This window comes from Streptomyces flavofungini, assembly GCF_014650815.1.
In the GTDB taxonomy this organism is placed as follows: domain Bacteria; phylum Actinomycetota; class Actinomycetes; order Streptomycetales; family Streptomycetaceae; genus Streptomyces; species Streptomyces flavofungini.
This window is the reverse complement of the sequence record NZ_BMVR01000006.1, coordinates 515,239-538,172: the sequence shown is the minus strand read 5'-3', so window position 1 is coordinate 538,172 and position 22,934 is coordinate 515,239. Positions and strand designations below refer to the sequence as shown.

Below are 22,934 nucleotides of genomic sequence, written 5' to 3'. Positions count from 1 at the left end.
CGCGGTCGCTGCGTCCGGCACTCGAACAGTCTCCCTGCTCACGGGGGTGCGGGGCATGGGGCCCCGCACCCGGCCGGGGGTGTTGCCAGCACCACCCCCGCACCGGGCCCTGTGCTTCCCCGACAGGGGTGCTCGGCGGCTGGGGCGGCGCGCCCCTGATTTCTAGCGTGGATCACGTCAGTTCGGCTTATCTCACGCTTACTCAACTGGGGGCGAAGGACATGAGCGCCAAGGGGCGGAACCTCGCGGCACGACTCGGGGTGTGGAGCGCACACCATCGCAGGACGGCGATCCTCGGCTGGCTGCTGTTCGTGGTCCTCGCCACCGTGATCGGCGGTGCCACCGGCACCGTCACGGCCGCCGACGACGAGATGGGCACCGGCGACTCCGCCCGGGCCACGAAGATCCTCGACGACGCCGGCATCGACGAGCCCGCGGGCGAACTCGTCATGGTCGGCGCCAAGTCCGCCGACGGCTGGCGGGACGCGGCGGCCGACCTCTCCCGGGCGCTCGGCGACACCGGCAAGGTCGAGAAGATCCAGCCGCCGCTGCCCTCCGAGGACGGCAAGGAGGCGCTGCTTCGCTTTCAGATGAAGGGCAAGTCCGACGACGCCGCGGATCAGGTGCAGCCGGTGCTCGACGCCGTCGCCAAGGCGAAGGACGCCGGTCAGGAGCGCGGGATCAGCGTCCACCAGTTCGGTGACGCCAGCTCCGAGAAGCACCTCAAGGACCTGCTCTCCGACGACCTGAAGAAGGCCGAGTTCACGGCCGTACCGCTGGCCCTCGGCATCCTCCTCGTCGCCTTCGGCGCCGTCGTGGCCGCGCTGCTGCCCGTCGGGCTCGCGCTGACCGCGTGCGTCGCCGCCTTCGGCCTGCTCTCCATGGCCAGCCACTCGCTGCACCTGTTCGAGACCACGTACTCCGTGATGTTCCTGATGGGCCTCGCCGTCGGCGTCGACTACTGCCTGTTCTACCTGCGGCGCGAGCGGGACGAGCGGGCCGCGGGGCACGACGCGGAGACGGCCCTGCGGATCGCCGCCGCGACCAGCGGGCGTGCGGTCCTGGTGTCCGGCCTGACGGTCATGGTGGCCATGGCGGGCATGTTCCTGTCCGGCCTGCTGCTCTTCAAGGGCTTCGCCGTCGCCACCATCCTGGTCGTCTGCGTGGCCATGCTCGGCTCCGTCACCGTGCTGCCCGCGCTGCTCGCCTGGCTCGGCGACCGCATCGACGCCGGCCGCATCCCCTTCCTCAACCGCCGCTCCAAGAAGGGCGTCCACGCCAGCGGCTCCGTCGCCGGATCGCTCGTCAGGCCGGTGCTCGCCAAGCCCAAGGTCTTCGCGATCGGCGCGACCGTACTGCTGCTCGCCCTCGCCGCGCCCGCCCTCGGCATGAAGACCGAACAGCTCGGCCTGGAGAAGCAGTTCGGCTCGGACGCGCCGCTCTCCGTCTCCTTCAAGGCCATCACCGAGGAGTTCCCCGGCGGCCCCGCACCCGCCCGGATCGTCGTCAAGTCCGACGACATCGCGTCCGCCCCGGCGCGCGACGCGCTCAGCACGCTGAAGGCGAAGGCGGGCAAGGGCGCCGAAGTCACCGTCCACGCACGCCAGAACGTCGCGGAGATCGCCGTACCGCTGCCCGGCACCGGCACCGGCCCGGAAGCGAAGAAGGCCCTCGCGGACCTGCGTGCCGACGTACGTGAGGTACGTGCCGGGGACAGCGGAGGAGTCGAGGCGTACATCGGCGGGGACCTGGCCGAGTCCGAGGACTTCAGCGACCAGCTCTCCGACGGCATCGTGCCGGTGTTCCTGTTCATCGCCGCCGTCACGTTCCTGCTGATGCTCTTCAGCTTCCGGTCCATGGTGATCGCTGTGACCTCCATCGCCCTCAACCTGCTGTCCGTGGGCGCCGCGTACGGCGTCATGACCGCCGTCTTCCAGCACGGCTGGGGCGCATCCCTCATCGGCTCGGAGAAGGTCGGCGCCATCGAGAACTGGATGCCGCTGTTCGTCCTCGTCGTCCTCTTCGGCCTGTCGATGGACTACCACGTGTTCGTGGTCTCCCGGATCCGTGAGGCCCGCGACCGGGGCATGGGCAACGCGGAGGCCATCCGCGAGGGGATCACGCGGACGGCCGGGGCGGTGACCGGAGCCGCCGTGATCATGGTGGCCGTGTTCGCCGTCTTCGGCACGCTGTCCATGCAGGACATGCAGCAGATGGGGGTCGGCCTCGGCGTCGCCGTCCTCCTCGACGCGACGGTCGTCCGCATGGTCCTCCTGCCCTCCGTGATGACCCTCCTCGGCGAGCGCAACTGGCACACCCCGCGGTACCTGCGGTGGCTGCCCCACGTCTCCCACGAGGCTCCGGCGCCGGCGGCACCGGCACCGACGCCCACGTGGCAGCGCGTCTGACACCCGGGGACCGGGGGCGCCCCACTCACCTTTCGGGGTGGGTGGGGTTTCCCGTGTGCGGGGTGCGCTGCCGCGTGCCCGCAGGCCTGCCGGCGGCCACCCCGTCCGGGCGACAGCCCGGCGCCCCCACCCGCACCGCCCCCAGGCCCGGCTCAGCCGCCCAGCGCCGCCGCCTCCTTCGCCGCCCCGAGCCCGACGACCGGCCGGTCGCTCCGCTGCGGCGCCACCCCGCCGAGCCCCTGGAGCCAGCCCCACGTGTCGGCGACCGTGTCGAACGCCGACCGGCACCGCAACCCCGCCCGGAGGGCCTTCTCGGCGCTGGTGTCGTGCATCGTGTCGTAGAGCTCCCCGGGCGGCAGCCAGACGGGGAGTTCCTGCCAGGGTTCGATGCCCGCGGCGAGCACCGCCTCGGGCGGCGTCCACACCAGCCCGGCGCCGGGCGCCCCCGCCACCGCCACGCACGTGTCGAGCAACTCGCCCATGGTGGCGTGCCCTTGGGGGCAGACGATGTTGTAGGGCCCGGAGCGCCCGGCGGCCACCGCGGCCAGCGTCCACGCGGCGAGGTCGCGTACGTCCACGTATTGGATGGAGGCGTCCCGCGGCCCGGGCGCGAGCACGGACCCGCCCCGGGCGACCCGGTTGAGCCACCACGGCAGCCGCCCGATGTTCTCGTAGGGCCCGAGGATGAGACCGGCCCGCACGTGCAGCGCCCGCTCCGCCCCGAAGGCCCGGTCGACGGCGAGCTCACCGCCGAGCTTGTCCTCCGGGTAGGCGACGGCGTCGGCGTCCGGGTCGCCGTCCACGACGGGGTAGGACTCGTCGGATCCGGCCTCGCCGGGGTAGCGGTACACCGAAGCGCTGGACACGTACGCGTAGCGCTCGGCCCGTCCGGCCAGGAGCCGGGCCGCGTCCCGGACGACCCGCGGCGCCCCGGACCAGGTGTCGACGACGGCGTCCCAGGTGCCGTCCGTGGCGGCGAGCGCCGCGAGGCCCGCGGCCGTCGTACGGTCCCCGTGGACGGCCCGCGCCCCGCCCGGCGCCGCGTGCCGTCCCCGGTGGAACACCGTCACGTCCCAGCCGCGCGCGAGCGCGTCCTCGGTGATGGCCCGCCCCACGAACTCCGTACCGCCCAGCATCAGAAGTCTCATGGACGTCGACTCTGCGGCCTGGGGGCGCTCGGAGGGAACCGGATTCCGCCCGCGGAAGAATCGTTCAGCCGCAGGAGGAATCCAGCCAGGTCCGGACGGCCGTCACGGACGGGGCCCGGCGGCCGTCAGCCCCCGGTCGGCGGCGCGTACTTGTACCCGACCCGCCGCACCGTCTGGATCGTCGAGCGGTGCTCGGCCCCCAGCTTGCGCCGGAGGCGGGCGATGTGGACGTCGACGGTCCGCCCGTCGCCCACGTGCCCGTACCCCCACACCGTCGTCACCAACTGGTCGCGGGTGTGCACCCGGTACGGATGCGCGACGAGGTGCGCGAGCAGTTCGAACTCCAGGTACGTGAGGTCCAGCGACTGCCCCTCGACCTGCGCGGAGCGCCGCACGGTGTCGATGCGCACGGGCCCGCGGCCGTCCGCGTCGAGCGCCGGCTCGGGCTCGGCGACGACCGGTCCGGCGGGCAGGGGTTCCTGACCGGCGGGCAGGAGGACCAGGTAGCCGATCATCGGGGGCTGGCCCGGCCGGGCGGGCAGCGTGTGCTGGGGCGCGGGCAGCAGCGTCGCGCCCGGCGGCAGGAAACCGGAGATGCCGGCGAGGCCGGACACCTGGGCCACCTCGTCGGGGGCCACGGCACGCAGCCGCCCGCGCGCCGAGGGCGGGACGGGACGGGCGGCCACCGGGGCGGTGGCGGTGGAAGCGGTGGCGGTGGAGAAGGAACGGGAGTTCGCCATGAGAGGTCAGCTCTTTCGCGCGAGGGAGTCGTCGAGGACGTACGTCGTGCGCGTCGGGCCGGAGGCCGGGAATACGGCTTCAGAGGGCCCGCGCGGTCAGCGCGCGGCAACACACCCGGTCGAAGTCGTGATGCTGCCGGGAAGGCCAGAAAGGCTCGAGGTCACAGTGACCCGTCGCGGTGTTCTGGAAGCTGCCCATGGCCCCATTGAAGCAGATGAGGACGGGTCCGGCGGATCCCTCTCGCCCCTTGATACGACCCCTTGACGTGCCCTTGGCCGGAAACGGCCCACTCCGCGCGGGGAGTTGGGCCACGCGTTCGGGGCGCCCACCACGCGGGTGGGCGCCCCGAACGAATTCCGGCAGACCGCACAGAACAGGTCAGACCTGACCGGCCTTCTCCAGCGCCGCGCAGCAGGTGTCGACGAGCAGCCGCGTCACGACGTACGGGTCGACGTTGGCGTTCGGACGGCGGTCCTCGATGTAGCCCTTGCCGTCCTTCTCGACCTGCCACGGGATGCGCACGGACGCGCCGCGGTCGGAGACGCCGTAGCTGTACTCGTTCCACGGGGCCGTCTCGTGCAGGCCGGTGAGGCGGTCGTCGATGCCCGCGCCGTAGTTCTTGACGTGGTCCATCGGCTTGGAGCCCTCGCCGAGCGACTCGCACGCGGTGATGATCGCGGCATAGCCCTCGGGCCCTTCGCGCATCGCCTTCGTGGAGAAGTTGGTGTGCGCGCCCGCGCCGTTCCAGTCGCCCTTGACCGGCTTCGGGTCGAGGGTCGCGGAGACGCCGAAGTCCTCGGCGGTGCGGTACAGCAGCCAGCGCGCCACCCACAGCTGGTCGGAGACCTCCAGCGGCGACAGCGGGCCGACCTGGAACTCCCACTGGCCGGGCATCACTTCGGCGTTGATGCCGGAGAGGCCGAGGCCCGCCTTCAGGCAGTTGTCCAGGTGCGCCTCGACGACGTCACGGCCGAAGATCTCGTCCGCGCCGACGCCGCAGTAGTAGCCGCCCTGCGCGGCCGGGAAGCCGCCCTCGGGGAAGCCGAGCGGGCGCGAGCCCTTGAAGAACGTGTACTCCTGCTCGATGCCGAAGATCGACTCCTGCGCGGCGTACCGGTCGGCCACCTCCGCGAGCGCGGCGCGGGTGTTCGACGCGTGCGGCGTCATGTCGATGTCCAGGACCTCGCACAGCACGAGGATGTCGTCGCCGCCGCGGATCGGGTCCGGGTAGCTGGCGACCGGCCTGAGCACGCGGTCCGAGGCGTGGCCCTCGGCCTGGTTCGTGGACGAGCCGTCGAAGCCCCAGATCGGCAGCTCCGCGCCCTGGGCCGGGTGCTGGGAGGCGGCCAGTATCTTCGTCTTCGAGCGAAGCTTGGCCGTCGGCTCGGTGCCGTCGATCCAGATGTACTCAGCCTTGAACGTCACGGGCCTCATCCTTTGACACTTGTGTACGGCGCAGGCGTGCGGGTGCTGCGGGCCGTGGTGATGCTGCGCAGACTGCCAACCCGCGATTTCCCGTCCGTTGCCCGTTTGTGAACCCCGTGTTACCTGGGGCAGGGGTGACGGGGGTCACTCGGGGGTCGCCCTGTCGGGGCCTTCCCCGATCCCGTCCCCGGCCTACTTGATCACCGCGTTGGCCACGGCGATCACCACCCCGATCGCCGCGTCCGCGACCCCGATGAGCACGGCGGCCCCCCGCCGGTACCCCACCCGCAGCGCGGCGAACGTCCCCCACCCGAAGAGCAGCGCGGCGTTCAGCATGAGCCCCGCGCAGGTGACGTTCTTCTCGGGCCACCCCATGGCCCCCGCGGTCACGAGGAGCGCGACGGTGGGCCAGCAGGCGACGACGACGGGCCACTCGTCGGCCAGCGCCCAGCCGAGCTGCCGCCACCGATGCAGCCCGCTGCCGGGCCGGTGCGAGGCCATGTGGTGGGCGTACCCGTGCGCGAGCGCGGCGGTCCCGGCGGTGACCATGACCCAGGCGGCGTCGTAGTACGGCGTATAGGGCGTGCCCTCGGACTGCAGGGCGGCGAGCAGCGCGCTCGCGAGGACGGTGCCGTATACGCCCCCGGACAACCAGCTCCGCACGGTGCGCTCCTTCCTCCGGTGCTGCTTCCACGGTGGAGCGCTCAACCCTATGGGCCGGTATGTAACGTTTTACCTGCTGTCGCCGCTCGGTTGCGGGCCGATCGACCGACGGGCCGATCGACCGACGGGGGATCGGCCGACGACGGGGGATCGGCCGACGGGAGATCGGTTACCGGGAGAGCGCGTCCCGTACCGCTTCCTCCGACCGCGCCACCACCGCCGTACCGTCGTCGGCCGTGATGATGGGCCGCTGGATCAGCTTGGGGTGGGCGGCGAGCGCGTCGATCCAGGCGTCGCGCCCGGACGCGTCGCGGGGCCAGCGCGCACGGTCCTTCAGATCCAGCTCCTTGGCGGCGGCTTCCTGGGTGCGGGTGATGTCCCAGGGCTCCAGGCCGAGCCGGTCGAGGACGTCGCGGATCTCGTCGGGGCCGGGGACGTCGTCGAGGTAGCGGCGCACGGTGTACGCGGCGCCCTCCTCGTCGAGCAGGGACAGCGCGCTGCGGCACTTCGAACAGGCGGGGTTGATCCAGATCTCCATACCGCACACGCTAGCTCCGGGCGTCCCGGCCGGCCTGCGGTGTTCGAATTTGCGGCGCCCCACGCGCATCTCGTGGAACTGTCGTGACAGGGTCATAAGTTCCGTGTCCACCTGCGTGTTTGGCGGTCTGCGCGGACTGCTGATTGTCAGTGGTGGGCAGTAAACTGGTAGCAATGTTCGAAGGGGCCGCGAGGGCTCCTGAACGCGACAGGAGGATGCCTGTGCCCGCTGCCGCACTGCCGTCGAAGCCCGGTGTCACCCGCTCCCGCACGACTCCCGCCCCGCGTTCCGCGCGCAGGTCGCGCGCTCCGCGCCCGGACCACCCCACGCTCTGCGACGTGCCGTACGTCCCGATGGAGAAGCGCCCCCTGCCCCCCGGCCGCCCCCGCGACTGGTACATCACGCACAACCGCCGCCTCAAGGCCATGCGCCTGGCCATCGCCCTGCTCGACGCGGGCGTCCTGATGCCGAACCAGGCGAGCAACGTACGGATACGCACCATGGCGGAGACGGTCGGCATCCACCCGCCGTCGGACACCACCTGCCACATGGTGCGGGCCCTGATGCGCTACAGCCGCTGACGCGGAGAGGGGCCGCGCCGCACGTGGCGCGGCCCGCGTGGCGCGGCCCGCGTGGCGCGGCCCGCGTGGCGCGGCCCGCGTGGCGCGGCCCGCGTGGCGCGGCCTGCTCGTCCCGGGACGCGCGGCCTGCTCGTCCCGGGACGCGCGGCCCGCTCGTTTCGGGACGGGGTGGGAGCGGGGAGAGGCCCCACAGGGCCCACCCGCCCCAACCCGTCCCACCCCGTCGCACCCCTCATGCCCGAAGAGAGACGAGCTCCCGTGCCCAAAACCGTCAGCGTCATCACCCTCGGCGGCACCATCTCCGCACAGGGCGGCGACCACGCCCGCCTCACCGGCGCCCAGACCCTGGCCGCCGCGCCGCTCCCGGCCGGAGTGGACGTCGAGCTGCACGACGTCCGCCGACTCCCCGGCTCCTCACTGGCGTTGGCGGACCTCGCCGAGCTGGCCGGGAAGGTGGACGAGGCCACGTCGGCGGGGCACGGCGCCGTCGTCGTGCAGGGCACCGACACCCTGGAGGAGACGGCCTTCCTGCTCGACGTGGTGTGCGCGCCCCGCGAGCCCGTCGTCGTCACGGGCGCGATGCGCCGCCCCGACCTGCCCGGCGCGGACGGCCCCGCGAACCTCGCCGCCGCGCTCGCGACCGCCGCCGCCCCGGACTGCCGCGGCCTCGGCGTGCTCACGGTCCTCGCCGACGAGATCCACGCCGCCCGGCACGTACGCAAGACGCACACCACGTCCGTGGCGACCTTCGCCTCGCCCGGCGCGGGCCCCCTCGGCCGCGTCGTGGAAGGCGTCCCGCGCATCCTGCTGCGCCCCGGACAGCCCACGGTGGAGCGGCCGTTGCGGCTGCGCGACCCCGCCCGCGTCGCCCTGCTCACGCTCTCCCTGGGCGACGGGGGCGAGTTGCTCGAAGCCGTGGACGACCTTCCCCGAGCTCTCAACTCCGTTCGAGCAGGGGAGGCCCCATTGACGGCCTGGTCGTCGCCGCGTTCGGCGCGGGGCACGTGCCGAGGTGGCTGGTCGAGCCGCCGGCCGCCGCGGCCGCCCGTATGCCCGTCGTCCTCGCGTCCCGCACCGGCGCGGGCCCGCTGCTCAGCGAGACGTACCGGGGGCCGGGTTCGGAGTCCGACCTGCTGGCCCGCGGCCTGGTCTCCGCGGGCCAGCTCGACGCGCCCAAGGCCCGGCTGCTCCTGCACGCGCTGCTCGCCGACGGGGCCGGCCGGGCGGCGGTGGGCGCGGCGTTCGACCGGCTGCGGGCCGGGTAGCACGGGGAAGCCCCGGGGCCGGCCGACCCCGGGGCTCCTCCCGGGGCCGACCACGGGTGGGCCGCCCCCTCTCGCATGGGCCGGCCTCGGCCCGACCGTTCCGCCCCGTCAGCCGATCTGCTCCGGCGTCACCGTCAGCCACCGCTTGTCCGCCGTGACGGGCTGCCCCAACTCCCGCTGCCGCGCCGCGTTCTTCCGCTTCATCCCGTCGAGCTGCTTCATGTAGCTGTCCTTGCGGTTGACCCACACGCGGACGCCCCCGTGCCGCACGTCCGCCGAGTGGAACAGCATCGGGCCGTCGCTCACCGGGGTGTCCCCGGCGACGAGGACCGGCTTCTTCCACTCGTCGATGTACGTCGAGATCGCCGCGGGCTTGCCCTGGTACCAGGTCAGCGGCGCCCACAGGTTCGGCGTCAGCTCGTACTTCGCGAGCTTCGCCCGGTCCTTCGGGCCGAACCGGCCCTCGGCGATCTCCTTGCGCGAGCTGGTCACCCGGCCCGTCTTCGGGTCCTTGAGCTGCAGGCCGACACCGATGACGTTCTGCGGCTTCACCCCGTACCCGTACTTCGGGTCGGCGAGCACCATCCGCACCAGGTCCTCGCTGGCCGCGCTGACCACGTACACCTCGATGCCGTGCGCGCGCAGCGACCCGTACAGCTCCCGCATGCCGGGGGAGAACTCGGGCCGCTCGACCGTGGTCCTGGTGACCTTGCCGTTCTCGTAGTACGTCGCCGGGATCGGCTTGTCGTACGCGAGGAGGTCGTCCACGTACCCCTTCAGCTTCTTCAGCGTGAAGCCGGAGAAGATCTGCGCCGCCCACGGGTAGCAGACCTGGTCGTCGACCTCGCAGAGCCGGTTGTAGTAGCTGTACAGGCTCTCCTTGTGCGTCGCCGTGTCCTTGAACGGGATGACCTTCAGGGACGGGGCCATCGACTCGCGGGTCAGGACGCCCTTCATCTCCAGGAACGGAAGGAGCGACTCCTCCAGGTCGTGGCGGTACGTCGTGTTGTCCGCGTCGAAGACCGCGTACGCGCCCTTCCCCTGGTTCTTCGCGATGACCTTGCCGAGCTTCGCCGCCACCGGCTTCGGCCAGTGCTTGAGGTCGGCCGCGGCGGCACGGGCGGCCGCCGTGGGCGCCTGCGGGCTCGCCGCCTCCGCGTCGGCCGACGGCCACAGCGCGCCGCCCGCGAACACCGCCGCCGCCAGCGCCCCCGCCGCCCCGACGACCGCCAGCCTGCCCTTTGCCCGAATTGCCATGGTTCCCGTTCCCTGGAAGCGCTGAGCCGCCCCGTCCGGAGCGGCGCGTCATGGTACGAGGACGCCGTACCGGATGCCCATGATCGAGGTCACCGTGCGTGCCGGGCATGGGACGCGCGGACGCGGGTAGCCGCACGGGACGCCGGGCCCGTCCGCGCGCACCGGACAACGGCCGCCCCGGTCCCCGCGCACTGCGCACGACAGGCCCGCCCCCGCCCGCGCACAATGGGTGCATGGGCCCCACGGCAACGGACACCACCGCCCGGGACGGCGTCGCCGCGTCCCGTGAGTTCGTCCGCGCCGCGCCCCCGCCCGGCGGCCTGGTCGTCTCCGCCGTCGGCTACCGCACCCACGGCCAGCGCCCCGCCCTCCACCGCGGCCTGCCGTCCCCGTACCTCACCCTGATCTTCTCCCTCGACGGCCCCGTCACCACCGGCCGCACCCCCGGCCAGGCCACCGGCCCCGACGCCGTCCGCACCGACATCGTCGTCGGCGGCCTGCACCAGAGCCCCGCGTACGTCGTCCAGCCCGAGCACGAGGCCGGGATCCAGCTCGCCCTGCACCCGCTCGCGGCCCGCGCGCTCCTCGGCCTGCCCGCCGCCGAGCTGACCGGGCAGCTGGTCACCGACGGCACCGACGTCCTCGGCCGCGTCGCCGCCGACGTACGCGAACGCCTCTGCGAGCAGGACGACTGGCGCGACCGATTCGCCTTCCTCAACGCCTACTTGGCGCGCCGCGTCGCCGACGCCGAGCGCGCCGGGGGCGTCCGGCCCGAGGTCGGCGAGGCCTGGGCCTGGCTGGCCCGGCACCGGGGCGCGGGCACCCTGCGCGGCCTCTCCGCACACGTCGCCCTCAGCGAACGCCGCCTCTCCGCGCTGTTCCGCGCCGAGACCGGCGTCACCCCCAAACAGGCCGCCCGCCTCATCCGCTTCCAGCACGCCAAGTCGGCCGTCGTCCGTGCGGTCGCCGCCGACGGCCGCCCCGACCTCGCCCGGATCGCCGCGGACTGCGGGTACTACGACCACTCCCACCTCGTACGGGACTTCCGGCAGTACACGGACGTGAGCCCCAGCGCCTGGGTGGCCGAGGAGTGCCGGAATATCCAAGCCGGGGGGCACACGAACGGCGAAGACTGGGACGCATGAACAGCAACGAAACAGCCCAGAGCGCCCAGAACAACCAGACCGACCAGAACGGCGGCAACCGCCGCTCGCCCGACGTCTGGGCCACCTTCCAGGCCCACGACGCCCCCGCCCTCATCGACTTCCTCGTCGGCACCCTCGGCTTCCTGCGCACCGCTGTCTACGAGGACGGCGACCGCGTCGCGCACGCCCAGCTCGACTGGCCCGAGGGCGGCGGCGTCATGCTCGGCAGCTACGACCCGAAGGCCGCCGAGTGGTGCCTGACGCCGGGCACGTTCGGCGCGTACGTCGTCACCGACCACGTCGACGAGCTCTACCGCCGCCTCACCGCGGCCGACGTGAAGGTGATCCGCGCGATCGAGGACCAGCCGTACGGAAGCCGCGAGTTCGCGATCGCCGACCCCGAGGGCAACAAGTGGTCCTTCGGCACGTACCGCGGCGAGCCCCGCCCCGACCAGCGGTGATGCCCGAGTGATAGCTTGCGGACGCCAGTCGTACCCGTACCTGGGTCGGGGAATCCGGTGGGAATCCGGAACTGACGCGCAGCGGTGAGGGGGACAGGCGGGGCCAGCGGCCACTGGGATCCACGGATTCCGGGAAGGCGGCCCCGCCCGGACGAACCCGAGTCCGAAGACCTGCTGGCACCGCCGTCCGCACGGGCGGCGGAGTTTCGCAGACCAGGCTCCGCGCATGAGCCCTGAGACTCGGGAAGACGTGTGCCTTCGACCACGCGACGCGTTCGCCGCATACCCCTCACCGCCCTGCTGAGCACGGGCCTCCTCCTGCTGACCGCGTGCGGCGGCTCGCCCGCGAAGACGTCGGACAAGGCGCGGGCGGGCTATCCCGTCACGCTCACCGCGTGCGGCGAACAGACGAAGGTGACGGCCCCGCCGAAGCGGGCCGTCTCCCTCGACCAGGGCTCCACCGAGATCCTGCTCTCCCTCGGCCTCGCCGACCGCATGGTGGGCACCGGCACCTGGACGGACCCCGTCCTGAAGGGCCTGGAGAAGGAGAACGCCAAGGTCCCGCGGCTCGCCGACCGCTACCCGGCCCTGGAGAAGGTGCTCGACAAGGAGCCCGACTTCGTCAGCGCCTCGTTCCTCTACACCGTCGGCAAGGGCGGCGTCGCCGACCGCGCCAAGTTCACCGAACTCGGCGTCCCCGTCTACGTCTCGCCGACCGACTGCGCGGGCAAGGACAACGCCGGTGACGACGACGGCACCCGCACCAAGACCCTCACCATGGACACCGTGTACGGCGAGATCCGCGACCTCGCCCGGATCTTCGACGTGGAGAAGCGCGGCGAGAAGCTGATCGCGGACCTCAAGTCCCGTGCCGCGAAGGCCGCCGGGTCGATCGACGCCTCCGACACCACCCTCATGTACTGGTTCGCCAACTCCGAGGCCCCGTACATCGCGGGCTGCTGCGGCGCCCCCGGCGTCATCACCCGCGAACTCGGCGTGCGGAACGCCTTCGCCAACACCCGCGAGGAGTGGCCCCAGATCAACTGGGAGACCATCGCCGACCGCGACCCCGATGTCCTCGTCATCGGCGACCTCACCCGCAGGTCCCAGTCCGCCGAGAGCGCCCGCCAGAAGATCAAGTTCCTGGAGTCCAACCCGGCCACGAAGAACCTCACGGCCGTGAAGAAGAAGCGCTACGTCCTGCTCAGCGGCCAGGCCCTGAACCCGAGCATCCGCACCGTCGACGGCATCGAACAAGTCGCGGCGGCGCTGCGCGAGTTCGGCCTGGCGAAGTGAGGGGCGCCGCGGGCGGAGGCCCACGCGCCGTGGCCGGTGCCGCGTCGTACGAGACGGCGTCCGGTGACGTGTCGGACGGGACCGTGCCCGGTGACGTGTCGGGCGGGACCGTGCCCGGTGACGTACGGCGTGGGGCCCCGGGCGGCCGTCTGCGCGCCGCGCTGCGCGCCGGACTCCTCACCCTGGCCGGACTCGCGGTCCTGTTCCTCTCCATCGCCGTGGCCATCACCATCGGCCCCGCCGACATCTCCGTGCCCGACGTGTGGTCGGCCGTGGCGGCCCACCTCGGCTGGGGCGAGGCCGAGCTGACGCCGATCCGCGACGGCATCGTGTGGAACCTGCGGATGCCCCGCACGGTCCTCGCGGCGGTGTGCGGCGCGGGCCTCGCGGTGTGCGGGGCGGTGCTCCAGTCGCTGCTCCGCAACCCGCTCGCCGACCCCTTCGTCCTCGGCGTCTCCTCCGGCGCGTCCACGGGCGCCGTCGCCGTCGTGGTCCTCGGTGTCGGCGGGGGAGCGCTGACGGTGTCGGCGGGCGCGTTCATCGGCGCGGTCCTGTCCTTCGCCCTGGTCCTGCTGCTCAGCCAGACCCTCGGCGACACCACGGACCGGGTGGTCCTGTCCGGCGTCGCCGCGATGCAGCTCTTCTCCGCGCTCACCTCGTTCATCGTCCTCACGGCGGCCGACGCCGAGACGACCCGCGGCGTACTGTTCTGGCTCCTCGGCTCGCTGAGCGGCGCGGCCTGGTCGGACGTCTGGACGTGCGGCGCGGTCCTCGCCGTCGCGCTCGCCGTCTGCCTGCTGCACGCCCGCACGCTGGACGCGTTCGCCTTCGGCCAGGACGCGGCGGCCACCCTCGGCGTCCACGTGGGGCGGGTCCGCGTGCTCCTGCTCTGCACGACGGCGCTCCTCACGGCGGCCCTGGTCAGCAGCGCCGGGGCGATCGGCTTCGTGGGCCTGGCGCTGCCGCACGCGGCGCGGGCGGTGGTGGGCGCGGGCCATCCGCGGCTGCTCCCGGTGACGGCCCTCGCGGGCGCGGTGTTCCTGATCTGGGTGGACACCCTCGCCCGCACGGTCCTCGACCCGCAGGAGGTGCCGGTGGGGGTGGTCACGTCACTGATCGGCGTACCGGCGTTCGTGGCGGTGCTGTACCGGACGCGGAGGAGCCGATGACGTACGAGAAGCCCGTGACGCGCGAGAAGCCCGTGACGTGTGAGAATCCGACGACGTACGAGAATCCGGCACCCGCCGGCCTCGCCGCCGCCCGGGTCGCCCACGAGGCCGGCGGCCGCCTCATCGTCGACGGCATCACCCTCGCCCCCCGGCCGGGCACCACCCTCGGCCTCCTCGGCCCGAACGGCTCCGGCAAGTCCACGCTCCTGCGCCTCCTCGCTGGCGTCCTCGCGCCCGCGGCGGGCGTGGTCACGCTGGACGGCACGCCGCTGCCCCGGCTCGGCCGCAGGGAGACGGCGCGCAGGCTCGCGGTGGTCGACCAGCACGCCACGACCCAGGTGGAGTTGACCGTACGGGAGGTGGTGGCCCTCGGCCGCATCCCGCACCGCAGGCCGTGGTCGGGCACCACGCCCGCCGACGACCGCGCCGTCCGGGACGCCCTGGACCGCACCGACCTCACCGACCGGGCCGACCAGTCCTGGCACACCCTCTCCGGCGGCGAACGCCAACGCGCCCACATCGCCCGTGCCCTGGCCCAGGCCCCCCGCGAGCTGCTCCTCGACGAACCCACCAACCACCTGGACATCCAGCACCAGCTGGACCTCCTGAACCTGATCGCCGCGCTCCCCGTGACGACGGTCATCGCCCTGCACGACCTGAACCTGGCCGCCATGTTCTGCGACGAGATCCTGGTCCTGAAGGAGGGCAGAGCGTACGCGCACGGCACACCCTCCGAGGTCGTCACGGAGGGGCTGATCGCGGAGGTGTACGGGGTGCGGGCGCGGGTGATGCCTCCGGCGGACCCCGACGATCCGCTGGACCATCCGTCGGTGCGGTTCCTGAGGGCGCGGCCTTGCTGAGGGCGCGGCCGTCCTGAGAACGCCGATGTCGTGGGCGGGACCGGGTACCTAGACTCGCGGGACAGCGCACAGCCGGTCCGCAGCCAGCGAGGGACACCCATGACACGTCAACGGACCCCCGACGACGAGGTCCCCCTCGACGTCCTCGCCCACCTCCGTGCCGTCTGTCTGAACCTCCCCGACGCGTACGAGGAACCGGCCTGGACCGGTGTCCGCTGGCGCATCCGCACCGCGACCTTCGCCCACGTGTACCTGACCGACTGGACCCGCTCGGACTCCCCGTCGGCGCGGGCGATCGCCACCCAGGGCCTCACGACCACGCTCACGTTCCGCTCGCACGGCGAGGAGTTCGAGGCGCTGACGAACGCGGGTGCCCCGTTCTTCCGCCTGTCCTGGGGCAGGAACGTCGTGGGGATGCGCCTGGACGAGGCGACGGACTGGGCCGAGGTGACGGAACTCCTCACCGAGAGCTACTGCGTTCAGGCACCGAAGCGGCTCGCGGCCCGGGTCGGCGGCGCGCTCCCGGCGAGCGGGCCCCCGCCGGAAAACGGAGGAGATCCATCCGATCGGCGGAGGAGTGAACGTTCTTCCAGGTGAACGGCGCTGAATTCGGCCAACCGGGCTGACACGGGACTGCGATCCTCAGGCCGAAAGCCGGCCCGGACCGCTCACCGATCCGGGCCGTACCGGCCCCCTGATCAAGGAGTTCCCCCGTGCCCGTCCGCCGCCTGGTGACCAGCGCCCTCGCCTCCACCGCCCTCGCCCTCACCTCCCTGGGCGCGGTGACCGTCACCGCGACGCCCGCGGCCGCCGACCCCTGCGGCTTCTACGAGACCTCCGCCGACGCCTTCTACAACCACTGCACGTCGGACGGCTCCCGTGTCGTCATCGAGGTCCGGGTCGCCATGGCACCCGACTACGAGCGCTGCGTCGGCCCCGGCAAGACGTGGCTGGGCTCGGCGAGCAAGATCCAGGGCGCGCACTACGTCGGCCGCACCTGCTGATCCCCGAACTTCGGTGAGAAGGTGAAGCTGCCGGCGGGCGGCCTCACCAGCGGCCCGGGAACGCGCACCAGCGCGCCCCGGGCCGCCGCCGTTCCCCCCCCATCCACGCACCCCCGCCCCCACCCCGCCCGCCAAGCCCTCAAGCCTGGGCGGTGGGCCGCACCACGACCTCGTTCACGTCGACGTCGGGCGGCTGCTCGACGGCGTACGCGATGGCCCGCGCGATCGCCTCGGGCGGAATGGCGATCCGGTCCCGCGACTCCGTGAGCCGCTCCCTGACCTCCGGGTTGGACGACGCCTCGGCGAAGCCCGTCGCGACGAAGCCGGGCGAGACCGTGGTCACCCGCAGACGGTCACCCGCCTCCTGGCGCAGCCCCTCGCACAGGGCCCGGACGGCGACCTTCGTGGCGGCGTACACCGCCATGTCCGGTACGACGCGGAACGCCGCCGTGGAGGCCACGGTGACGAAGTGCCCGGTGCCCTGCGCGCGGAACACCGGCAGGGCGGCACCGATGCCGTGCAGCACTCCCTTGACGTTGACGTCGACCATCCGGTCCCACTCGTCGACGCGCAGGTCGTCGAGCGGCGAGACGGCCCCGGACCCGGCGTTGCCGACGAGCACGTCGAGCCGCCCGAACCGCTCGCGGGCCAGGGCGACCAGGGCGTGCAGATCGCCCCGCCGGGTCACGTCCGTACGGATTCCGACGGCCGAGCCGCCCGCCTTCTCGATCCGCCCCGCCAACTCCGCGACCCGCTCGTCGCGCCGCGCGCCGAGGACGAGTCGCGCGCCCCGCTCGGCGAGCAGCATGGCGGTCGCCGCACCGATGCCGCCACTGGCCCCGGTGACGGCGACGACCTTGCCCTCGACGCCCGGGACACCCCGCACCGAGCTTGCGACCACGAGAACCACTTCCTTCCCAACCCCTGCATCCGGGCGATCTGTTCGCCCCGCGCTCCACCCTGGCCCGCCCGTACCCTGGTATCCAGACGACCATTTATCCTGGAACCAGAGATGCCAGCCACTGACCCGAAGCACGGGGAGAACCCCGCCCCGAAGCACGGGGAGAGCCTCACCCCGAAGCGCGGGGGAAACCCCGGTCCACCGAACCGTCCTGTGCACCCCGCCGAAGCCCGACGCCGGGACCTGGGTGCCTTCCTGCGCAGCCGCAGGGAGCGCATCGCCCCGGACCAGGTCGGCCTGCCGCGCACGGGCCGCCGTCGGACGCCGGGCCTGCGCAGGGAGGAACTCGTCCTGCTGGCCGGGATCAGCGCGACTTGGTACACGTACTTGGAACAGGGCAGGGACATCCGTGTCTCCGAGCAGGTCCTGACAGCCCTCGCCACGACGCTCCGGCTCGACCCGCACGAACGCGGACACCTCTTCCACCTGGCAGGCCACACGTCGGCCGCCGAACCGACGGCGCCCGCGGAGCCGTTGCCCCCGGAGGCGGCGGCCGTCCCGCACCTCCTCCAGCCGAACCCGGCGTACATCATCGGCGGCACGTACGACGTGCTCAGCCACAACCAGGCGGCCGCGGACCTCTTCCCGAACCTCACCGCCCCCACGGAGCATCCACCGAACCTGGCGCGCTGGGTGTTCCTGGACCCCGCGGCCCGCCACACCCTGGTGGACTGGGAACCGGAGGCCCGCGGCCTCCTGGCCCGCCTCCGCACCCTCACCACCCACCACCCCGAGGCACCCCACTACCGCCGCCTGATCGACGACCTCCACACCGGCAGCGCCGAAGTACGCGCCTGGTGGCCCCAGCACGAGGTCCAGCCCCGCCACAGCGGCCACAAACGCCTCCGCGCACCCGACGGCCAGGTGACCGAGTTCGCGTACACCGCGTTCCACTCGGCAGACCACCCCACCCACACCCTGGTGATCTACACCCCGCTCAAGCCCTGAGAACCTCTGAAGTCGCCCCGAGCCGCCCCGACAGGGGCCCGTGAAGAAGGCAAGACAAGCGCACCATGAAGCCCCACCCCGCCCTCCCGCTGCTCGGCGGCGCGACAGCCGTACTCCTGGCCACGGCGTGCGGCGCCCCCGCGGAGGACCGTTCCGACGCCTCGCCCTCGACCAGCGCGCACCACCCGGACCAGCGGCGTCAGCTCGTCGAATGGGGCAAGGGCGACGCGGAAGACGGGTTGCGGCGGGCCGAAAGGGCGCTCGCCTACGACGACACGCCAACGGACCTGGTGGACACCGGAGTCGCCTCCTTCCCCGACGGACTGGAGAAGAAGTTCCCGACCCCGGGAAAGCGCCCCTACCGCCTCGACATCACCTGCGCGGCACCGAACACCGGCGACATCACCCTCACCCTCGGCCGCGGCGACGACGAGCAGGAGTGGACCGTCCCCTGCAACGAACGCCAAGCGGACCAGTTCAACATCCCGCCCGGCTCCACCCCGTTCACGGCCCGCATCACCCCCAACAAGAGGCAGTCCGAGAACCTCGCCGGGATCGTCTGGCGCCTGAACACCATCGCCCCGGACGACGTGGACGAATGCCCGGACGACATCAGCGGCTGCGACGAGCGGTAGCCGACGCCTAGACGCTGTCCAGGAAGTTCCCGACGGCCTCCACGACGCGGTTCTTGCGGCGGTGCGCCTTGCTGCAATAGCGCCGCGTACGCCACCGACTGCGCGGCTGCGGCACGGGCACGTGGCACCAGCCGCACGGCAGCGTCCGAATCCTTGTTCCCCCGTTCATGCCCGCACTCTAACCGGCCTCACAGGGGGACATGCCGACGGTCGTGGCCCCCTCGCGGAGGGAGGCCACGGCCGACGGCCCACAGACGGCCCAGGAGCGCGCGAACGAACCCGCCCTGACCTGCGGCGTTCTTAAATGTCGAAGGACAGCCACAACAGGTCCTCGGCCAGGGCGAATGGCTTCCGTTGACGAGACCGCCACCCGGCGAAGAACGTGCCCGCCGCGGTCAGCTCTTCGCGCGCCAGACGGTGCCCCGGCGCTCGTACTCCAGGACCATCTCGGCACGCAGCGCGGCCTGCGGGCCGTAGAGGCGCTCGGCGAGCCAGAGGGCCAGGTCGAGGCCCGAGGTGACGCCGCCGCAGGTGATCAGGTCCCCGTCGTCCACGACACGCCCGTACGTGAGCTTCCCGCCCTCCTTGGCGAGATCCTCGCGGGCGGCGAAATGCGTCGTGCACGGCCTGCCGCGGGTGATCTTCGCCGCCGACATCACCATCACGCCGGTGCATATCCCGCCCATGATCAGCCCGGGCCGCTCGGCCCTGGCCAGCGCGCGCGGCAGTACGCCGCGCCTGATCTCGTCATCGACCCCTGACCCCTTCCCGTAGCCCCCGCCCGGCACGAGCAGGACGTCCGCGTCCTGTGGGGCCCAGGGGTCGCGTACGTCGATGTGCATTCCGGACGACGTCCGTACGGTGCGGGGGCCGTCGGCGGTGACGAAGCTCTGCTTGATCGGGCGCTTGTCGGCGTCCGCGAGGATGCCGAGCACCTCGACGGGGCCCGCGAAGTCCTGCTCCTCGACGGCGTCGAACAGAACGGTGTGCACGCGCAGTTCGCGGGTGCGCTCGCGCTTTTGCTCGGCGGCGGGGGCGGCAGAAGCGGCGGTGGAGGAGGTGCCGAGGCCGAGCGCGGTCGCGGCCGTGGCCGCGGCGCCCGTACGGAGAATGTGTCGGCGCTGCATGTCGTGTGCTCCTTGGGCCGGTCGGTGTCGGGGGAGTGGCGGAGTGAGGTGGTCAGCGTCAGGAACGCGCTGGTTCCGGGCTGCGGAACGCGGGCCAGACGACTGTCCCCTCGGGCCTCAGGTGCGGGGAAGGGGATGTCCGGATGTGTGGGCTGCTTGTCCTTGAGGACATACCGGCCGGGCGCCGAGACTGAGGAGCGTGAAGACCGAGAGCGATGTGGTCGTGGTCGTGGGCGACGGGGTGGTGCTGCTCGATGTGGCCGGTCCGGTGCAGGTGCTGCACGGGACCGGCTACCGGGTCCGGCTCGCCTCGCCCTCCGGGCGTGCGGTGGTGAGCGACACGGGGATCCCGCTGGGAGTCGAACTGGCGCTGGAGGACGTCCCCGAGACCGTGGACACGGTGATGGTGCCGGGCTATCCGACGGTGAAAGGCCACGGGCATCCGCCGGAGCTGATCGCGCACGTACGCCGCCTCGGCACGGGCGCGCGGCGCACGACGTCGGCCTGCACCGGCGCGTATCTCCTCGCGGAGGCCGGGCTGCTCGACGGCCGGCGGGCCACCACGCACTGGGCCGAGTGCGAAACGCTGGCGAGACGCTTCCCGCGGGTGCGGGTGGAGCCCGACGCCATCTACGTACGTGACGGGCCGGTCATCACCTCCGCCGGGGTGACGGCGGGCATCGACCTGGCACTGGCGCTGGTCGAGGAGGACCACGGCCCCGAGCTGGCGCGTACCGCGGCCAAGCATCTCGTCGTCTTCCTCCAACGCCCCGGCGGCCAGTCGCAGTTCAGCGTGCGCGGCGCGGTGACCCCGCCCCGCAACGCCGGGCTGCGACGGGTACTGGACGCCGTGGTGGCCGACCCCGGCGGGAACCACACCCTCGCCGCCATGGCCGAGCGGCTCGCCGTCAGCGAACGGCACCTCACCCGGCTCTTCCGCCGCGAAGTCGGCGGCACCCCCGGGCAGTACGTGGAACGCGTCCGCGTGGAGGCGGCGCAGGCGATGCTCGAATCCTGCGACGCCGGTGTGAACACCATTGCCCGCACCTGCGGGTTCGGCACGGACGAGACGATGCGGCGGGTGTTCCTGCGCGTACTCGGCGCGCCGCCCGCGGCGTACCGCGCGCGATTCCGCACGACCTCCTCCGCCTCCGCCTAGCGGGTCCCGACGGACCTTGCCGGGCGGGATCCTCCACCAGCTCCACCCCGAACGTCCCTACACCACCTGGCAGATGACCCTCGACGCGAGCCGCTGGGGCGATTGGACGGATCCGCGCAGGAGTGAGCAGACAGCGCGGGCAGGGCGTCATCACAGAAGCAGGGCGTCATCACAGAAAAGGAATCCTCCTATGACTGATCAGGCCGTCACTTTCATCAACGTCATCGAAATACCCGCCGACCAGGTCGACGAATTCGTCGAGCAGTGGCGCGAACGCGTGGCCCTGATGAGCACAGCGCCTGGGTTCCGCGACGTCCGGCTGCACCGCGCGCTGCTGCCGGACGCGCGATTCCAGCTCGTCAACATCGCACACTGGGACAGCGCCGAAGCATGCGAGGCCGCCGGCGCCAACCCCACCGTGCTCGCTTCTGTCTCCCAAGCAGAACAAATCGCCAGCGCCAGCCCCGGCCTCTACCAGGTCGTCGCCGAGTGCCCCTGATGGACGGGCGCGCCCCCGGAGATCGGCACAAGGCCTGACCTGCTGCGCACAAGAACGTCGAGGGCCGCCGCCCCGGGAATGGGGACGGCGGCCCTCAACAGCAAGGCTTTCCGCAAGTCACAGCAGGTTTCCAGAACCTTGGCCCAGGTCGCCCGAACCTGCGGTCTAGATGTCGAAGTACAGCTCGAACTCGTGCGGGTGCGGGCGCAGCTGGATCGGGGCGATCTCGTTGGCGCGCTTGTAGTCGATCCAGGTCTCGATGAGGTCGGAGGTGAAGACGCCGCCGGCCTGGAGGTACTCGTTGTCCGCTTCGAGGGCTTCGAGGACCGCGGGGAGGGAGGTGGGGACCTGGGGGACGCCCGCGTGCTCCTCGGGGGCCAGCTCGTAGAGGTCCTTGTCGATCGGCTCGGCGGGCTCGATCTTGTTCTTGACGCCGTCCAGGCCCGCGAGGAGCAGCGCGGAGAAGGCGAGGTACGGGTTCGAGGACGGGTCCGGCGCGCGGAACTCGACGCGCTTGGCCTTCGGGTTGGAGCCCGTGATCGGGATGCGCATCGCGGCGGAGCGGTTGCGCTGCGAGTAGACCAGGTTGACCGGGGCCTCGAAGCCGGGGACCAGGCGGTGGTAGGAGTTCACCGTCGGGTTGGTGAAGGCGAGGAGCGAGGGGGCGTGCTTGAGGATGCCGCCGATGTAGTAGCGGGCGGTGTCCGAGAGGCCCGCGTAGCCCTGCTCGTCGTAGAAGAGGGGCTCGCCGCCGGTCCACAGGGACTGGTGGACGTGCATGCCCGAGCCGTTGTCACCGAAGATCGGCTTCGGCATGAAGGTCGCGGTCTTGCCGTTGCGCCAGGCGACGTTCTTCACGATGTACTTGAAGAGCATCAGGTCGTCGGCCGCGGCGAGCAGCGTGTTGAACTTGTAGTTGATCTCCGCCTGGCCGGCCGTGCCGACCTCGTGGTGCTGGCGCTCGACCTGCAGGCCGGAGGCCTCCAGCTCCAGGGAGATCTCGGCGCGCAGGTCGGCGAAGTGGTCGACCGGCGGGGCCGGGAAGTAGCCGCCCTTGTAGCGGACCTTGTAGCCGCGGTTGTTCTCGATGGCGCCGGTGTTCCAGGCGCCCGCCTCGGAGTCGATCTCGTAGATCGAGCGGTTGGCGGAGGTCTCGAAGCGGACCGAGTCGAAGACGTAGAACTCGGCCTCGGGGCCGAAGTACGCGGTGTCGGCGATGCCGGTGGAGGCGAGGTAGGCCTCGGCCTTCTTCGCCACGTTGCGCGGGTCACGGGAGTACTGCTCGCCGGTGATCGGGTCGTGGATGAAGAAGTTGACGTTGACCGTCTTGTCCTTGCGGAACGGGTCCACCCGGGCCGTCGACAGGTCCGCGCGCAGCGCCATGTCGGACTCGTGGATCGCCTGGAAGCCGCGGATCGACGAACCGTCGAAGGCCAGCTCCTCGGCGGGGTCGAACGCCGCCGCCGGGATCGTGAAGTGCTGCATCACACCCGGAAGGTCGCAGAACCTGACGTCAACGAACTTGACGTCCTCGTCCGCGATGAACTTCTTTGCGTCGTCGGCGTTCTGGAACATCCAACTCCTCCTACTCCCGACCCGGGAGGGGCGGGGTTGCAAGCTCGTGGTGCGGCCAGTGCGGTGGCA

Annotated in this window: 24 protein-coding genes, 1 pseudogene and 1 riboswitch; of the genes and pseudogenes, 15 read left to right on the top strand and 10 right to left on the bottom strand. The window is 72.2% G+C overall.

The window, feature by feature from the left end; translation table 11 throughout:
- The first annotated feature begins 221 nt into the window (after window positions 1-221).
- Complete coding sequence (locus tag IE274_RS18875; protein WP_190117068.1) at window positions 222-2,408, top strand: MMPL family transporter; 2,187 nt, start codon at window positions 222-224, stop codon at window positions 2,406-2,408.
- 152 nt (window positions 2,409-2,560) lie between these two features.
- On the opposite strand, the gene IE274_RS18870 is transcribed toward IE274_RS18875, so the two are convergent.
- From IE274_RS18870 to IE274_RS18850, 5 genes are all read right to left on the bottom strand, one after another.
- Window positions 2,561-3,556: an NAD-dependent epimerase/dehydratase family protein gene (locus tag IE274_RS18870; RefSeq protein ID WP_190116947.1), complete on the bottom strand. Its 996-nt coding sequence runs from the start codon at window positions 3,554-3,556 to the stop codon at window positions 2,561-2,563.
- Window positions 3,557-3,681: 125 nt separating this feature from the next.
- Window positions 3,682-4,296, bottom strand: coding sequence for a winged helix-turn-helix domain-containing protein (locus IE274_RS18865; protein ID WP_190116946.1), 615 nt, complete (start codon window positions 4,294-4,296; stop codon window positions 3,682-3,684).
- A gap of 379 nt (window positions 4,297-4,675) precedes the next feature.
- The gene (glnII, locus tag IE274_RS18860) at window positions 4,676-5,722 is read right to left on the bottom strand and encodes a glutamine synthetase (RefSeq protein ID WP_190116945.1); all 1,047 of its coding nucleotides are present in this window, start codon (window positions 5,720-5,722) and stop codon (window positions 4,676-4,678) included.
- A 192-nt stretch (window positions 5,723-5,914) separates the two neighbouring features.
- Window positions 5,915-6,385 carry a hypothetical protein gene (locus tag IE274_RS18855; RefSeq protein WP_190116944.1) on the bottom strand — a complete coding sequence of 157 codons (471 nt, stop codon included), beginning with the start codon at window positions 6,383-6,385 and terminating at the stop codon, window positions 5,915-5,917.
- 169 nt (window positions 6,386-6,554) lie between these two features.
- Window positions 6,555-6,923: an arsenate reductase family protein gene (locus IE274_RS18850; RefSeq protein WP_190116943.1), complete on the bottom strand. Its 369-nt coding sequence runs from the start codon at window positions 6,921-6,923 to the stop codon at window positions 6,555-6,557.
- Window positions 6,924-7,144: 221 nt separating this feature from the next.
- On the opposite strand from IE274_RS18850, the gene IE274_RS18845 reads away from it, so the two are divergent.
- The 3 genes and pseudogenes from IE274_RS18845 (at window position 7,145) to IE274_RS40230 (ending at window position 8,769) form a co-directional block, all read left to right on the top strand.
- Window positions 7,145-7,504, top strand: a complete 360-nt coding sequence (locus tag IE274_RS18845) for a hypothetical protein (protein WP_372447246.1) — start codon at window positions 7,145-7,147, stop codon at window positions 7,502-7,504.
- 234 nt (window positions 7,505-7,738) lie between these two features.
- A pseudogene (locus IE274_RS40235) lies at window positions 7,739-8,236 on the top strand (asparaginase domain-containing protein); the annotation flags it as partial.
- Window positions 8,237-8,508: 272 nt separating this feature from the next.
- A complete protein-coding gene (locus IE274_RS40230; protein ID WP_307822182.1) occupies window positions 8,509-8,769 on the top strand; it encodes a hypothetical protein in 261 nt (86 codons plus the stop codon).
- A gap of 108 nt (window positions 8,770-8,877) precedes the next feature.
- Here IE274_RS40230 and IE274_RS18835 read toward each other — a convergent pair whose 3' ends face one another.
- Complete coding sequence (locus IE274_RS18835) at window positions 8,878-10,026, bottom strand: HAD family hydrolase (protein ID WP_229909634.1); 1,149 nt, start codon at window positions 10,024-10,026, stop codon at window positions 8,878-8,880.
- Between the two features lie 233 nt (window positions 10,027-10,259).
- On the opposite strand from IE274_RS18835, the gene IE274_RS18830 reads away from it, so the two are divergent.
- The 7 genes from IE274_RS18830 (at window position 10,260) to IE274_RS18800 (ending at window position 15,961) form a co-directional block, all read left to right on the top strand.
- Complete coding sequence (locus tag IE274_RS18830; RefSeq protein WP_190116941.1) at window positions 10,260-11,171, top strand: AraC family transcriptional regulator; 912 nt, start codon at window positions 10,260-10,262, stop codon at window positions 11,169-11,171.
- The gene (locus IE274_RS18825) at window positions 11,168-11,632 is read left to right on the top strand and encodes a VOC family protein (RefSeq protein ID WP_190116940.1); all 465 of its coding nucleotides are present in this window, start codon (window positions 11,168-11,170) and stop codon (window positions 11,630-11,632) included. The genes IE274_RS18830 and IE274_RS18825 overlap by 4 nt, the downstream gene beginning before the upstream one ends.
- An 8-nt stretch (window positions 11,633-11,640) precedes the next feature.
- Window positions 11,641-11,825, top strand: a riboswitch (cobalamin riboswitch).
- A gap of 59 nt (window positions 11,826-11,884) precedes the next feature.
- Window positions 11,885-12,928 carry an ABC transporter substrate-binding protein gene (locus tag IE274_RS18820; protein ID WP_190116939.1) on the top strand — a complete coding sequence of 348 codons (1,044 nt, stop codon included), beginning with the start codon at window positions 11,885-11,887 and terminating at the stop codon, window positions 12,926-12,928.
- A 110-nt stretch (window positions 12,929-13,038) separates the two neighbouring features.
- Window positions 13,039-14,097, top strand: a complete 1,059-nt coding sequence (locus tag IE274_RS18815; protein WP_372447247.1) for a FecCD family ABC transporter permease — start codon at window positions 13,039-13,041, stop codon at window positions 14,095-14,097.
- Window positions 14,094-14,957 carry an ABC transporter ATP-binding protein gene (locus IE274_RS18810; RefSeq protein ID WP_190116938.1) on the top strand — a complete coding sequence of 288 codons (864 nt, stop codon included), beginning with the start codon at window positions 14,094-14,096 and terminating at the stop codon, window positions 14,955-14,957. The genes IE274_RS18815 and IE274_RS18810 overlap by 4 nt, the downstream gene beginning before the upstream one ends.
- A 99-nt stretch (window positions 14,958-15,056) precedes the next feature.
- Window positions 15,057-15,554, top strand: a complete 498-nt coding sequence (locus tag IE274_RS18805) for an MmcQ/YjbR family DNA-binding protein (RefSeq protein ID WP_190116937.1) — start codon at window positions 15,057-15,059, stop codon at window positions 15,552-15,554.
- 116 nt (window positions 15,555-15,670) lie between these two features.
- On the top strand, window positions 15,671-15,961 hold the full coding sequence (locus IE274_RS18800; protein ID WP_190116936.1) for a DUF6355 family natural product biosynthesis protein: 291 nt from the start codon (window positions 15,671-15,673) through the stop codon (window positions 15,959-15,961).
- Window positions 15,962-16,100: 139 nt separating this feature from the next.
- Here the strand turns inward: IE274_RS18800 and IE274_RS18795 are convergent, their stop codons facing one another.
- A complete protein-coding gene (locus tag IE274_RS18795; RefSeq protein WP_229909633.1) occupies window positions 16,101-16,862 on the bottom strand; it encodes an SDR family oxidoreductase in 762 nt (253 codons plus the stop codon).
- 213 nt (window positions 16,863-17,075) lie between these two features.
- Between IE274_RS18795 and IE274_RS18790 the strand changes: the two genes are divergently transcribed.
- Both IE274_RS18790 and IE274_RS18785 read left to right on the top strand, forming a co-directional pair.
- Window positions 17,076-17,870 (top strand): helix-turn-helix transcriptional regulator, encoded by a 795-nt coding sequence (locus IE274_RS18790; RefSeq protein WP_229909632.1) that lies wholly within the window; start codon window positions 17,076-17,078, stop codon window positions 17,868-17,870.
- 65 nt (window positions 17,871-17,935) lie between these two features.
- Complete coding sequence (locus IE274_RS18785; protein WP_190116934.1) at window positions 17,936-18,505, top strand: hypothetical protein; 570 nt, start codon at window positions 17,936-17,938, stop codon at window positions 18,503-18,505.
- Window positions 18,506-18,512: 7 nt separating this feature from the next.
- On the opposite strand, the gene IE274_RS18780 is transcribed toward IE274_RS18785, so the two are convergent.
- Both IE274_RS18780 and IE274_RS18775 read right to left on the bottom strand, forming a co-directional pair.
- Window positions 18,513-18,674 (bottom strand): hypothetical protein, encoded by a 162-nt coding sequence (locus tag IE274_RS18780; protein ID WP_190116933.1) that lies wholly within the window; start codon window positions 18,672-18,674, stop codon window positions 18,513-18,515.
- Window positions 18,675-18,900: 226 nt separating this feature from the next.
- Entirely contained in the window at window positions 18,901-19,632 is a 732-nt protein-coding gene (locus IE274_RS18775) for a DJ-1/PfpI family protein (RefSeq protein WP_190116932.1), read from the bottom strand.
- Between the two features lie 199 nt (window positions 19,633-19,831).
- On the opposite strand from IE274_RS18775, the gene IE274_RS18770 reads away from it, so the two are divergent.
- Entirely contained in the window at window positions 19,832-20,791 is a 960-nt protein-coding gene (locus tag IE274_RS18770) for a GlxA family transcriptional regulator (protein WP_190116931.1), read from the top strand.
- A gap of 190 nt (window positions 20,792-20,981) precedes the next feature.
- Complete coding sequence (locus IE274_RS18765; RefSeq protein ID WP_190116930.1) at window positions 20,982-21,290, top strand: antibiotic biosynthesis monooxygenase family protein; 309 nt, start codon at window positions 20,982-20,984, stop codon at window positions 21,288-21,290.
- Between the two features lie 165 nt (window positions 21,291-21,455).
- Here IE274_RS18765 and glnA read toward each other — a convergent pair whose 3' ends face one another.
- A complete protein-coding gene (glnA, locus tag IE274_RS18760; RefSeq protein ID WP_190116929.1) occupies window positions 21,456-22,865 on the bottom strand; it encodes a type I glutamate--ammonia ligase in 1,410 nt (469 codons plus the stop codon).
- Window positions 22,866-22,934: the final 69 nt, after the last annotated feature.